Annotated in this window: 9 protein-coding genes; 3 read left to right on the forward strand and 6 right to left on the reverse strand. The window is 44.3% G+C overall.

The genetic code is table 11. The features are described 5' to 3' along the window. Positions 1–491 precede the first annotated feature (491 nt). The 6 genes from INQ51_RS18920 to guaB are packed head-to-tail and all read right to left on the reverse strand — an operon-like array spanning position 492 to position 8,710. Entirely contained in the window at positions 492–2,102 is a 1,611-nt protein-coding gene (locus INQ51_RS18920) for an OstA-like protein (protein ID WP_233379518.1), read from the reverse strand. After that, entirely contained in the window at positions 2,102–3,064 is a 963-nt protein-coding gene (locus tag INQ51_RS18925) for an AAA family ATPase (RefSeq protein ID WP_233379519.1), read from the reverse strand. Before INQ51_RS18925 ends, INQ51_RS18920 begins: the two co-directional genes overlap by 1 nt. A gap of 16 nt (positions 3,065–3,080) precedes the next feature. After that, positions 3,081–4,424, reverse strand: coding sequence for a peptidylprolyl isomerase (locus tag INQ51_RS18930; protein WP_233379520.1), 1,344 nt, complete (start codon positions 4,422–4,424; stop codon positions 3,081–3,083). A 1-nt stretch (position 4,425) separates the two neighbouring features. Then, positions 4,426–5,292, reverse strand: coding sequence for a hypothetical protein (locus tag INQ51_RS18935; protein ID WP_233379521.1), 867 nt, complete (start codon positions 5,290–5,292; stop codon positions 4,426–4,428). Then, positions 5,285–7,180, reverse strand: coding sequence for a peptidylprolyl isomerase (locus INQ51_RS18940; protein WP_233379522.1), 1,896 nt, complete (start codon positions 7,178–7,180; stop codon positions 5,285–5,287). Before INQ51_RS18940 ends, INQ51_RS18935 begins: the two co-directional genes overlap by 8 nt. A gap of 54 nt (positions 7,181–7,234) precedes the next feature. Further along, a complete protein-coding gene (gene guaB / locus INQ51_RS18945) occupies positions 7,235–8,710 on the reverse strand; it encodes an IMP dehydrogenase (RefSeq protein WP_233379523.1) in 1,476 nt (491 codons plus the stop codon). A gap of 306 nt (positions 8,711–9,016) precedes the next feature. On the opposite strand from guaB, the gene INQ51_RS18950 reads away from it, so the two are divergent. The 3 genes from INQ51_RS18950 to INQ51_RS18960 all read left to right on the forward strand — a co-directional run bounded on the left by INQ51_RS18950 (position 9,017) and on the right by INQ51_RS18960 (position 13,118). Continuing rightward, the gene (locus tag INQ51_RS18950) at positions 9,017–10,924 is read left to right on the forward strand and encodes an ATP-dependent DNA helicase RecQ (RefSeq protein WP_233379524.1); all 1,908 of its coding nucleotides are present in this window, start codon (positions 9,017–9,019) and stop codon (positions 10,922–10,924) included. Positions 10,925–11,358: 434 nt separating this feature from the next. After that, a complete protein-coding gene (locus tag INQ51_RS18955; RefSeq protein WP_233379525.1) occupies positions 11,359–11,895 on the forward strand; it encodes an RNA polymerase sigma factor in 537 nt (178 codons plus the stop codon). A gap of 65 nt (positions 11,896–11,960) precedes the next feature. Then, positions 11,961–13,118: a FecR family protein gene (locus tag INQ51_RS18960; protein ID WP_233379526.1), complete on the forward strand. Its 1,158-nt coding sequence runs from the start codon at positions 11,961–11,963 to the stop codon at positions 13,116–13,118. Position 13,119: the final 1 nt, after the last annotated feature.

Here is a 13,119-nt window from a genome sequence, read left to right on the forward strand (position 1 = left end):
CAACATGAAAAAAGCCACCCTCTTACTTGAGAATGGCTTTACTTATCCAATATCGTTTATCAACATACCATTCTCATTTCTGCCTTGTTAGAAGAAGAATACCAAGAAGAATGCTAATAATGGAAATGTTGAATCTCATGTCGTTTTCTTACGATTTCCTGCAAATATCAAAATATTTTTTTAAAATGAAAATAAAACCTGCTTTTTTGTGAGAAAAGTTAAGATTAATACTGCAAACTCTGTTTTTTATCTGAAGGATAGATGGATCTTTCGGGTACCAAAGAATGAGTTTTAAACTGAACGTGTTGGAAGATCTGGCTTTTTATCCGATTGATTGCCTGTTTGTTATCATAATTATTTTTGCATGCGATCAACATCTAACCAGTACTTTTAGGTAGCAAGATGAAAATGATCGCCGAATAATCAGATAACAGGATTTAACAATCGGATGAAACGTAGCTCTGAACTTTTAAGTAACAATTGAGGCGTTTCTACCGTACCCCCGGTCCTGTTGGCGCTTTGGCATTCGCTCTTTTGGGCTCCTCCACTACGGGTTTTACCTTTTCTGTTTTACGAAATATATCGTCTTTCGAAACCGGCCTTAATTCGATCTGCCAGTTAAAATTTGAAAGCTTCTTGTTGTTCTCCGTAACATCGGCCAAAGGAGTCAGTTCTCCTTCGGGTTGTTTCTGGAAGGCAATTTTGTGGATCTTTCCGTCCTGAAAACGAATGGAAATGTTACTGCTTTCGGCCCGGTTCAAACCTATTATTTCTGCTTTTTCCCTGGCGTAATAAAGGGTCTGGCCGTTTCCATCCACATCAATGTAATCGAGCTGCCCGTTTTTTACATAGCCCACCATGTTTTTGCCCTTAATCTGGTCGAACATGCCGGTGTCCTGTTCCGAAATAATAAAGCTGTTGGAATACAAACGCAATTCGTCGGGCGCATTGGTGTGTTGTATCATTTTAATGTTTTCGGCGCTTAACTGTTGGATGCCCGACCACAAAACCGGGTTGTTGTGCAGTTCCACCGTTGAATCTTTGGTAAAATAGATCATCGAATCGCAAACGCCCTGTACATCGCTCCGGTAAAACCGAACGCTGTAATAGGCTTTCACAATGTTTTCACCTTCTATCGTATCGGGCATGGTGCGCAAAGTGTCGGCATGCAGGTACAAACTATCGGTTTGGTTGTACGAAATAAAAACGGCCGAATCGGTAACAAGCGCCACTTCCGTCTGTTCGTTGTAATCCACCTTTTGTCCTTTTACGATGCTGCTGTTTTCGTAATCCTGTAAAAATACATTTCCGAGTGCCCGTGTGTCGCCGCTTGTTTTGTTGAAGGTAATCTGCTCGGCACTGATAAACTGTGTTTCGTTGTAGATCTTTGGGAGCTTGTTCAGGTCGGCGTCCCCGGTAAGCGTGTTGTACCAGCCTTCTTCGGCGTACAAGGTGCTGGATGAATCCTGAATGGTAGTAGGCGAAGAAAAATAGATAACCTCGGTTTTGGTGTTGTATTTTATGTCTTCGCTGTTTAGCGTGTACTTATCGTTAAACCCAACCACGCTGTCGGTAAAATGTACCATGTCTTCGTTCAGGTAATACTGGCCAACTTTGCTGGTCAGGGTGTTGGTACTGTCCACAATTTTACCCGAGCAATTGTAGTACCCGATGTTGAGGTTCATGTCGTAATCCAGCGTATCGGTGTAGAGGGTGATTTCCCTTTTCTCGAGCCTTACGTTGTTGATGGCCTGCGCAAAGCTTCGGTCGCCATCGTAAAAAACCTTGCGGGCATAAAGATGCAGCGTGTCGCCCTGGTTAATGTGCACGTTCCCAAAAGCATCAACGCGGTTGGTGCCTTCGTAGGTGTAGGCACTGTCGCAGTACATCAATATGTTTTCGTGCTTAATAATAACATTGTCGAGCAGGCGTTGGGCATTGGCAATTCTTTCGCTTTGTTCCAACGAACCTGCCTGGATAATATCCACTCGTTTTTTTTCCTGAGCCTTTACCGGGGCCGTAAAAAACAGTAATAAACCCACAGCGCCAACCAGGAGCAGGGGATTTTTAATGGTAGTGATAATGTAACGGTATGTAAGCATTAAAGCAGTTTCGCAATGATGTCGTCGATGGAAATATTTTCGGCTTCCGCCTTGTAGTTTTTGATGATCCTGTGCCTCAGAATCGAAGGAGCGATGGCTTTCACATCTTCTATGTCGGGTGAATATTTTCCGTGCAGTGCCGCATGTGTTTTCGCGCCCAGAACGAGGTACTGCGAGGCTCTAGGCCCGGCTCCCCATTTCAGGTAATGCGTAGAAACTTCGGCGGCGGTTTCGGTACCCGGTCTTGTTTTGGCTGCCAGCGTAACTGCATATTTCAGCACATTGTCGTTTACCGGTATTTTGCGGATCAGTTCCTGGAAGAACATGATCTCTTTGCCCGAAATAACGGTGTTGGGTTTTGCATCGAGCGTAGAAGTGGTGTTTTTTACAATGGTAAGCTCGTCTTCCAGCTTGGGATAATCGAGCCACACCGAAAACATAAAACGGTCGAGCTGTGCTTCCGGAAGGGGATAGGTTCCTTCCTGTTCGATCGGGTTTTGGGTAGCCAGTACAAAAAACGGCCTGTCGAGGTCGAAATGTTGTCCGGCAGCTGTTACCGCGCGTTCCTGCATCGCTTCCAGTAGCGCCGACTGCGTTTTGGGAGGCGTACGGTTGATCTCATCGGCCAGAATAATGTTGGCAAAAATAGGCCCCTGTATAAATTTGAAGTTGCGTTCGTTGTTCAGGATCTCCGTACCAATAATATCCGACGGCATTAAATCGGGAGTAAACTGAATACGGTTGTATTTCAAGCCCAGCGTTTTGGCGATGGTAGTAACCAGCAGGGTTTTTGCCAGTCCCGGTACACCGATCAAAAGCACGTGGCCCCGGCTGAACAGCGATACAAGCACCTGATCAATGATTGCATCCTGGCCATAAATGACCTTTTTAATCTCCGCTTTTAGCTCGTTAAACTTTTCGCGCAGGGCATCCAGCGCAGCAACATCATTTTTGTATTCCATGGGCTTTATTCAGGTGTTACTTAATCCAGTGATCAAATTTGAAGTTACAGTTGGCGTAAGTATTGTCGATACGAATATAAGTCTGCGATTGGCGCTCGGCAATCCATTTCTCCAGTGTATCTTCCTTTTTCTTTAGTAAGTACATTTCTGCCAGCGTTTGATAATCATTCTGAAGATCGGCTTTGTGGGCATCAATCCGGTTGGTGAGCTTTATGATTTTATAAATCGTTTGCTGGTTTTCGGCATCGATGGTTTCAAAAGGTTTTGAAATTTCGTTGAGGTTCATCCCGGTAAGAATTTTACTTACATCGCCGTCGAGCTCTTCCACTGCAAATTTCGATGACATGGTGTTGGGATTGATCGCCACACCACCGTTGTTGCGGCTGTTTTTGTCGAAAGAGAACATGGCTGCTGCCTGGTCGAAACTGATTTCGTCTTTGCGGATCATGTTGGCCAGACTGTCGAGGCGGTTGTTGGCCTGTTCCTTGGCTTCCACCGAAACTTTGGGTTTCATCAGAATGTGACGGGTATTTACTTTGGCTCCCTGCTTGTCAACCAATTGGATGATGTGGTAGCCAAAAGCACTCTTTACCACGTTTGAAACCTGGTCGCCTTTCAGGTTGAAGGCAGCTGCTGCATAGGCCGGGTCCAGCTGGGCACGCCCTGAATAACCAATAACGCCTCCGTCTTTTGCCGAAGGACCTTCAGAATAAATAACCGCCATGGCAGCAAAGCTTGAACCGTTCTCAATCCTTTTTTTGATATCGCGGAGTTGCGCTTTCACGCGGTTTTCTTCTTCCAAATCAATTTTGGGCTGAATGGTTACTTGAGCATATTCATACTGAGTAGGAATGGTTGGAACCTCGTCCTTTGTCAGGCTTCTGTAATTGTAACGCACTTCGGATGGCGTAACGCTTACGTTTTCAACAATTTTATTGCGCATTTTCTGGCTAAGCAGCTGTTCGCGGATCGACTCCTGCATGTCGGACTTAACCGAAGCAATCGGCTTTTTAAAGTAGGCTTCCACGGCTTTTTCCGAACCAAAGTGGGCAATGTACATTTGCAGTGTTCCGTCCATCTGCTGGTTTACTTCGCTGGGAGTAACCGTAATCAGGGTATCCAGTTCGGCTTCGGCAACCAGCAGTTTGTTGATCAGGAATTGTTCGAGAATCTCGCATTTCATATCGCCTTCCGAGGTAATCCCTTGTGCCTGCTGGCTAATATTCATATTCTCGATATCGGACTTCAGAATAATGTTTCCACCCACAACGGCCACAATCTGGTCGATTACTTTGTCTTGTGCAGCAACGCTTCCTATTAGAAAAAACGTGAGCAAAAACGCTCCAAAAATCTTTTGCATTTTATTCATTGTTGATAGCTGTATCATAAATTTTAAATTTCTTTTGTCGTTCTCCTTCTTTGAAGATATTGGTTTCCACTTCGCGCAGGAATTTGATCTTGCGCTGGTTCAAAATTAGATTCTTTATGTCGTTTTCCACAAATTCGAGGGGAGCCAAATCGTTTGTTAGTTTGTAGTCGAGAATGCTGACAAGATAATAATAATCTTCGTCGGTCATCTCTTTCAGGCTGTTATTCCTCAAAAAAGTCTCGGGTTCATCGATCGGAACCGGCAGGTTCCGGTTTAGCACTTTGAAGTCGATCCAGTTGGTGGCGATTTCAAAATTTTTCGCATAACGCGTGCAGTAATCGCGCAAAACACTCTGGCCTTCGTCGGTCATATCCTGCACCATGGTTTTTAGCGCTTCCACGTTCGCCAGTTCCTGCGGAATGCGCACGTAAACACCCTTTACAATGCTTCGGTCGAGATTAAAGGTAGTCTTGTTTTGTTCGTAATATTGTTCAATCTGGTCGGGAGTTACCACGGTGTCCATGCGCTGCTGCATCAACTCGTTTTTGTAGCGGAAAATGATCAGCGAGTTGCGGTATTCTTCCAGTTCGCGGGTAACGTCTTTTTGCCCCGGGCTAAGGTTCTCGTTGGCTTTTTGGATCATCAACTCCTGTTTTACCCACTTGTTGATGTAGTCGGTAGCAATTAAAAGGCTGTCTTCCTTAGTGGCATTTCCGGGAAATATTTTGAGCAGGTCGGATTTGTACAGAAAGCGGTCGCCAACCTGTGCCACCGGTTCTTCGCGGGGCGCTTCCGAACAGGCATTCATAAAAACGAACGCACCCAAAATCAACCCATATAGCAAGCTTGTTTTAAACACCTTCAATCGTTTTTAATACTTTTCGGTTCACTTTTACTTTGTATCTCGCCCTGAGTTCCTTTAGCCATTTTTCTTCCAGGTACTGCTGGTAGTCCGAAATGTAAAGCCCACGGGCTTCATCGAGTAACTTGGGCTCGGGACCCACTTTGTCGCCTCTGATAAAGGTAGTGAGGCTGTTAAAATTTTCGGGCTCGCTTCCGTTCCAAACATAATAATCGACCACCGGGTTTGATCCTTCTTCCCAGGCGCCGGTTTCGAAGGTAAATACTTCTCCGTTGGTATTTAAATGTTCGGCCACTTCTTCCACGCTCAGGCCGGCACCCAGCAGGTTATCAGCCTGCTCCCGTACTTCCTCGCTTTTGCAGGTAATAATGCTGCCTTTGAAGCGCTCTTTCCACATTTGTTTGTCTTTCAGTTGCCCGTAGAACTGCTGTAGGCCAACAGAATCTTCACTGGCAAAGTTCCAGATTTTTTCCTGCGAAATATTGAACAGCAAAATACCGTCGTGGTATTCCTGGATCAGGTACCTGAAATCCGGGTACTTGTCTTCCAGTTTTGAATCTTCGAGTGCGATGATCTCTGCATCCACCCATTGGTTGTAGTATGAAAGAAGCAGGCCCGAATTTATTTTTTGCTCAGAAAGCCACTTTTGCAAATCCTTTGTAGTATAATTCCTTTGGTCGATGGAAAACAACACTAAACCAGCCGGCAGATCTTCCGAACCTACATTTTTCCCGGTCAATGATTGCTTGGATGAATTGTTTTCCGAAAAGTTGTAATCTTTTTTCAGCCTTTCCACAAAAACTTTTTCGCTGGAAGTGCGGCGTTCCGGATCGCGCGAAATGCGTGTTTCAATCTCCTTTTTGAGTTCCTCGAAAGGCGCCACTGGGAATTGATCCAGTTTCTTGACAATGTGATAACCAAACGGAGTTTCGATGGGTTCAGAAATATCACCGATATTTTTTAGGTCGAAGGCCGGGTTGGCAAATTGCGCAATAATCCTTCCTCTTGAAAAACGGGGCATTTCACCTCCTTTTACCGCTGTACGCCGGTCGTTGGATTCTTTTTTGGCCAGCTCGGCAAAGTCGGCTCCGTTTTGAAGTTGCACATAAATGGAGTCGATCTGTGCTTTCAGGGCATTTCTCTTTTCTTCGCTGGCATCGGCAGGCACGCTTTTCATAATGTGCGCCACCAAAATCTCTCCTTTGTTGGGGCGGATGTCGTTGACTTTCACAAGGTGATACCCGAACTGACTCCGAACCGGTTCCGAAATTTCGCCAACAGGTGTTGAATAGGCGGCATTTTCAAACGGATAAACCATGGTAAAAGCTGAGAAATAACCCAGGTTGCCTTTGTTGTCTTTGGCCGAAGGATCTTCAGAATACTCCACAGCCGCTTCTCCGAAATCTTTTCCGTTGAGAATTTCCTGACGAACCGTGCTGATTTTTTCGAGTACCTTTTGCTCCTGTTCGGGCGAGGCATTTTCGGCAACACGCAGCAAGATGTGACTGGCATCTACCTCCTGAGTCATTCGCCGGTACATTTCGTGTACCAGTTTGTCTTCAAAATTGATATCAGTAAGGTAGTGCGCAGCAATCTCTTTGCGGTAACCTGCCAGCTCGTTGATAAACGCGCGGCTGGTATCCATCTTCAGCCTTTCGGCCTCGGTCACTTTCAGTTTAAAATCGATGTACAAAGGCAGGTACTCTTCCGGTGTTTTTTTCTCGGAATCAGCGTAAACGTTGGTATTGTTTTTTTGATAAATGTATTCGAATTCAGCCTTGCTAACCGGTTTTCCGTCGATGGTCAGCAGGGTTTGATCATCTTGTGCCCGCAACTGAAATGCGGCACTCAAAATTAAAAGGCATGAAAAAATAACCCGATACATTTATTCAAGGTTTAAGCGGTACAAACTGCCAGGTATATCGTTACAGCAGCGCTCCTAAGAACGGCTGCTGTAGTTGGGCGCTTCGCGCGTAATACTTACATCGTGCGGATGGCTTTCCTGTACACCTGCATTCGAGATGCGGGTGAATCTGGCTTCCTGCAATGCTTTAATGTTTTGAGCACCGCAATAACCCATACCGGCACGTAAACCACCAATCAGCTGGTAAAGCACTTCGTACAGCGAACCTTTGAAAGGAACGCGGGCGGCAATACCTTCCGGTACCAGTTTTTTGATGTCTTCTTCCATGTCCTGGAAATAGCGGTCTTTCGAACCTTGCTGCATGGCTTCCACCGAACCCATTCCTCGGTAAGCTTTGAATTTTCTTCCCTGGAAAAGGATGGTTTCGCCCGGTGATTCTTCCACGCCGGCAAACAAGCCACCGGCCATGATTGAATCGGCACCGGCTGCCAATCCTTTTACAATGTCGCCTGAGTAACGGATACCACCGTCACCGATAATCGGAACTCCCGAACCTTTGATGGCTTTTGATACATTGTAAATAGCTGAAAGTTGCGGAATACCCACACCGGCAATTACACGGGTGGTACAGATCGATCCGGGACCGATACCCACTTTTACCGCGTCGGCACCGGCTTTAACCAATGCAATGGCAGCTTCGGCGGTACCAATGTTTCCGGCAACAATGTCTTTCTCAGGGTATTTCGATTTTATTCGTTGCAGCATGTCAAGCACACCTTTTGAATGTCCGTGAGCGGTGTCGATCACCAAGGCATCCACCTGCGCTTTGATCAGTTCGTCAACACGTTCCATAGTGTCTCCGGCAATTCCAACTCCGGCAGCCACACGCAAACGGCCTTTTTCATCTTTGCAAGCCAGCGGTTTGTCTTTGGCTTTGGTGATGTCCTTGTAAGTTACCAGCCCGATCAGTTTGTTGTTTTTATCCACTACGGGCAGCTTCTCAATTTTGTATTGTTGCAGGATGTCTGCTGCTTTTTCGAGGTGAGTGGAGTCGGTGGTGGAAACCAGGTTGTCTTTGGTCATCACTTCCGAAATCGGACGGCCCATGTTCTTTTCAAAACGAAGGTCGCGGTTGGTAACAATCCCTACCAGGTAGCCATGTCCGTCGACTACCGGAATACCTCCGATTTTGTACTTGGCCATCAGGTCGAGCGCATCTTTTACCTTCTTTTCTGCAGTAATGGTAATCGGGTCATAGATCATACCGTTCTCGGCACGTTTAACCGTCATTACCTGGTGCGCTTGCTCCTCAATTCCCATGTTTTTGTGAATCACTCCAATTCCGCCTTCACGGGCAATTGCAATGGCCATTTTGTGTTCGGTAACGGTATCCATAGCAGCCGACAAAATAGGCGTATTGATCATTATATTACGTGTGAAGTGCGAGGTGAGATCAACTTCCCGTGGTAAAAGTTCCGAGTATGCGGGAAGTAAAAGAACATCGTCGAAGGTGAGTCCTTCAAATTGGATTTTGTCTTCAATAAACGACATGGCAATCTTTTTTATGAATTATTTTAATGCGCAAAACTACAAAAAAATAGCAGACTGCTGGCACTTAATTTCATCGTGGAATTATTTTGAACAATAAAAATTGTTAATACCTGAAATGATTTCTTAATTTGTATGAAATGAGCATGGCAATTGGCTTACGTCGATTCAGAAAGATCATTTGCCCGCTAAAGGACATGCATACTTTGAGTGTGATATTCGTAAGTAAAGAAAAAATTAAATTGCATAAAACAAGCACGAGATTTCGCTTGGATGCGTTAACCGAATGATGATTTTGCCCACTATTGAATGAGTACATACCATCAAATATTGACCAAGTACTGGGGGTACCCCGATTTCAGGCCGTTGCAGCTTGAGATTATAGAGTCGGTGGCCAGCGGAAAAGATACGCTTGGGCTGATGCCCACCGGCGGGGGTAAGTCGGTGACTTTCCAGGTGTTTTCCTTGTCGAAGCCGGGGATGTGTTTGGTGGTGACGCCTTTGATTGCACTGATGAAAGACCAGGTGGAGAGCCTGAACCGCAAAGGCATTAAAGCGCTGGCCATCCATAGCGGCTTGTCGAAACGGGAGATCAAACTGACCCTTGACAGTGCGGTGTGGGGAGATTACAAGTTTTTGTATGTTTCGCCCGAAAGGTTGAATTCCGAACGTTTTCTGGAGCGGCTGGAGCAAATGAACATCAACCTGCTGGCTGTTGACGAGGCGCATTGTATTTCGCAGTGGGGCTACGATTTCAGACCGAGTTACCTCAACATTGTCGAAGTAAGGAAAACTTTGAAAGGTGTGCCGGTGCTGGCCTTAACAGCTACCGCCACTCCGCGGGTGGCCGATGATATTCAGGAAAAACTGGGATTTGCTGAGAAGAATCTGCAAAAAATGTCGTTTGAGCGGGAGAACCTGGCTTACCTCGTTCGACAGGTGGAAGATAAAAACGGCTACTTATTAAGAACACTTCAGAAAGTAAAAGGCTCGGGGGTGATTTATGTGCGCAACCGAAAGGCGACCCGCGAGGTGGCCGATTTTCTGAAAAAAGAAAGAATATCGGCCAGTTACTACCATGCCGGACTAAGCAACCTGGTGCGGAGTTCGCGACAGGATGCCTGGCTGAAAGGTGAAACGCGCGTGATTGTGGCCACCAATGCTTTTGGGATGGGGATCGACAAACCCGACGTGCGTTTTGTGATCCACATCGATGCGCCCGATTCGCTGGAAGCTTATTACCAGGAAGCCGGGCGTGCGGGCCGGGATGGCAAAAAGTCGGCGGCCGTGTTGCTTTTTAACAATGCCGACCGGACAAAACTAAAAAAGCATGTTGCGACTGCTTTTCCCGAAATCCCGAATATTAAGCGTATTTACGATGCGCTTTGCAATTATTTCCAGGTGGCAGTGGGCTACGGAAAGGGAATGACCTACGAGTTTGGCTTGCAGGCTTTCGCGCAGGCCTACAAATTTCAGCAGGCCATGGTGTACAGCAGCCTGAAAATATTGCAGCGCGAAGGTTATCTCGAATTTACAGAAGAAGTGGACAATCCTTCGCGGGTATCGTTTGTAGTTTCGCGCGACGAATTGTATAAATACCAGGTGGCGAATTCGGTTTTCGACGATTTTATAAAATTACTGCTTCGCTCGTACACGGGTTTGTTTACCGGCTATGTGTCGGTCGACGAAGAATTGCTCGCCAAACGAGCCGGAATCGACCGGGAGAGTGTTTACAATTACCTGAAACATTTGCGGAAATCGAACGTGATCGATTATGTGCCGCGCAGCCAAACGCCGTTTATTTATTTCAGCAAGGAAAGGGTGACAATTGACCGCCTGAAAATCTCGAAAGAGAACTACGACATACGAAAGAAAGAGTATGCCGGACGCATTGACTCGGTACTGCATTATGCGGGAAGCTCGTCGGAATGCCGGAGCCAGATTCTGCTGGATTATTTTGGGGAAGACGATGCGGCGCCTTGTGGAATTTGCGATGTGTGCAAAGCGATGAAACAAATGGAAATCTCTGCTTTCGAGTTCAAAGCCATCGGTAAAAAGATTGCCAAAATACTTGAATCGCCCTGTAGACTCGATGACCTGATCTTTCGCCTGGAGGGAAAACCCGAAAAAATGCGAGAGGTGCTTCGCTGGTACATCGACAACCGGAAAGTTATTTCCCGTGTGGATGGTTTGCTTGAGTGGAAAGGGGAGCGGTGAGTAGCGTTCAGTGTTCAGTCGCAGTAATCAGGGATTGAAGGACTGATGGACTGAAGGATTGGGGGAGCAGTGTTCAGTCTCAGTGTTCAGAAAAGAAACTCGCGGCTAGTGGCTAGCAGCTTATTCCTGCATTAGAACATTTGCCTATTGTATTCAGTCATAGTGATTAGTGTGCATTAATTGTTGGTAGCATACTCTACGAAGTTATTCTTCATTGAATTATTTATCTCCAGTTGAATCTGATGAATTGATTTCCACAAAAAAAACGGTAGCATAACTTAACTGTATGCCCATATTATCTTATACCTTTTGTTCTGTTCAAAACTGTTTGCGTCCTATTTAATTTTCGAATTAATACATTTTTCGAATTAATAGATTAGTTTTGTTAAGCTAACGAACCATGGAAAAGTCCTTGTCAGCTTTTGTTTCGGCTTATGACTTTAAATAAAATCAAAAAAAATAACCAAGATGTTTTTGAGGCGCTTTTTGAGCAGTATTATCCTCATCTTGTAAAATTTGCGGAAGGTTATTTGCACGATTTACAAAGTTGTGAAGATATTGTTCAGTCATTTTTTATATCCCTTTGGACAAATTCAGATAAATTAAGTATTACATCATCACCTAAATCTTATTTTTTTACGTCGGTAAAAAACCTTTGCCTGAACAAACTCCGGGATTTAAAAGTACAGGATAAACATCAGGTGCTGTATATTGAATCGCTCATTAACTCTGATGCTGAAAATGAAGTAGTCGACCCTGAAATTTTCAGAATGATAAGGAATGCAGTCGATGAGCTTCCTCCTCAAATGGCTGAAATATTTCAGAAAAGATACTATGAAGGCAAACAATTAAAAGAAATTGCTGCTGAATTAAATATCGTTGAGGGAACCGTTAAAACTCAGTTGTTTAGAGCCAGGTCTACACTTCGCGACAAGCTTCAGAAATCTACAAAAATCATTCTTGTTTTTTAATTTGTTTATTTTTTGTCAACCTTGACTGATTGTACGTGTCATAAATCCGTAACATCTTAATGTCAATGAAAAATAAACTGGACGTAGGTATTATCTGGAAAAAAATTCACAGGCAAACCAACGATTTGGAAGAAAAAGAGTTGGCGTCCTGGATGAAAAATCATCCGGAAAGGCAAGAATTTTATAAAAAAACATCTTCCTATTTCGAAACAGGATCACAAATAGAAATAAAAGATATCGATGTTTCTTCAGCTAAGAAGAAAATATATTTTCAGCTTTTTATTCTTCCAAAACTTAGATTTTTTGCAAGGGGGGCAGCAGTTTTTATTGGAATTGCCGTAATAGCCTTTCTTTTTAATGAGATTCAGACTAAAACAATTAGTGAAAAATTTGTCAAAAGAATTGAACCAGGGAGTTCCAAAGCAACTCTGATCTTATCCGACGGGTCAAGACACACTCTCGAAGAAGCAAGCAATAAAAAACTCAAGGAGAAGGGAACAATTATCATAAGTTCGGGAAAACAATTGAACTACGAAGCGTTATCATCTGAAAAATCAGAAGACCTTAGGCAGCTAACAAAGCGTTACAATACCTTGAATATTCCTCGCGGAGGAGAATTTTTTCTCTCATTATCTGATGGAACCAAAGTATGGCTAAATGCAGAGACAAGGCTTTCTTATCCTATTCAGTTCGAAGAAAAAGAAAGAAAGGTTGAATTAATAGGTGAGGCATATTTTGAAGTTACTCCGCATAATGACCGTCCTTTTCGAATTGTAACAAATGGTCAGGTTATTGAGGTTCTCGGGACTTCTTTTAATGTGAATGCATATCCCGACGAAGATTTGATCTCAACCACCTTGGTCGAAGGTTCTGTAAAAATAAAAGTAGATGAAACGGGTCAGGATATTCTGTTGGAACCCGGATTTCAGTGCCGGATTGATAAATCAAACAAAACATCGGCCGTTTCAAAGGTCAACGTATTAAATTTTATTGCATGGAAAGATGGAGACTATGTTTTTGACAATGAGACATTGGAAGAAATGATGTCAACCCTTTCAAGGTGGTATGATTTTACTTATAGTTTTGAAAATAATATCCCTCGTCAACTTCGTTTTGACGGAAAGCTAAAACGCACCGACAAATTTGAAGAGATATTAACCATAATAGAAAATACCAATGAAGTGAAATTTAAAATTGAAGAAAAAAATGTAATTATTTATTGAG

Origin of the sequence: Maribellus sp. CM-23, from assembly GCF_021354595.1 — a bacterium.
GTDB lineage: Bacteria > Bacteroidota > Bacteroidia > Bacteroidales > Prolixibacteraceae > Draconibacterium.

Coding starts and splice junctions, on each gene's coding strand:
- INQ51_RS18920 (WP_233379518.1), bottom strand. CDS start 2,102: ATGCTTACATACCGTTACATTATCACTACCATTAAAAATCCCCTGCTC.
- INQ51_RS18925 (WP_233379519.1), bottom strand. CDS start 3,064: ATGGAATACAAAAATGATGTTGCTGCGCTGGATGCCCTGCGCGAAAAG.
- INQ51_RS18930 (WP_233379520.1), bottom strand. CDS start 4,424: ATGCAAAAGATTTTTGGAGCGTTTTTGCTCACGTTTTTTCTAATAGGA.
- INQ51_RS18940 (WP_233379522.1), bottom strand. CDS start 7,180: ATGTATCGGGTTATTTTTTCATGCCTTTTAATTTTGAGTGCCGCATTT.
- guaB (WP_233379523.1), bottom strand. CDS start 8,710: ATGTCGTTTATTGAAGACAAAATCCAATTTGAAGGACTCACCTTCGAC.
- INQ51_RS18950 (WP_233379524.1), top strand. CDS start 9,017: ATGAGTACATACCATCAAATATTGACCAAGTACTGGGGGTACCCCGAT.
- INQ51_RS18955 (WP_233379525.1), top strand. CDS start 11,359: ATGACTTTAAATAAAATCAAAAAAAATAACCAAGATGTTTTTGAGGCG.
- INQ51_RS18960 (WP_233379526.1), top strand. CDS start 11,961: ATGAAAAATAAACTGGACGTAGGTATTATCTGGAAAAAAATTCACAGG.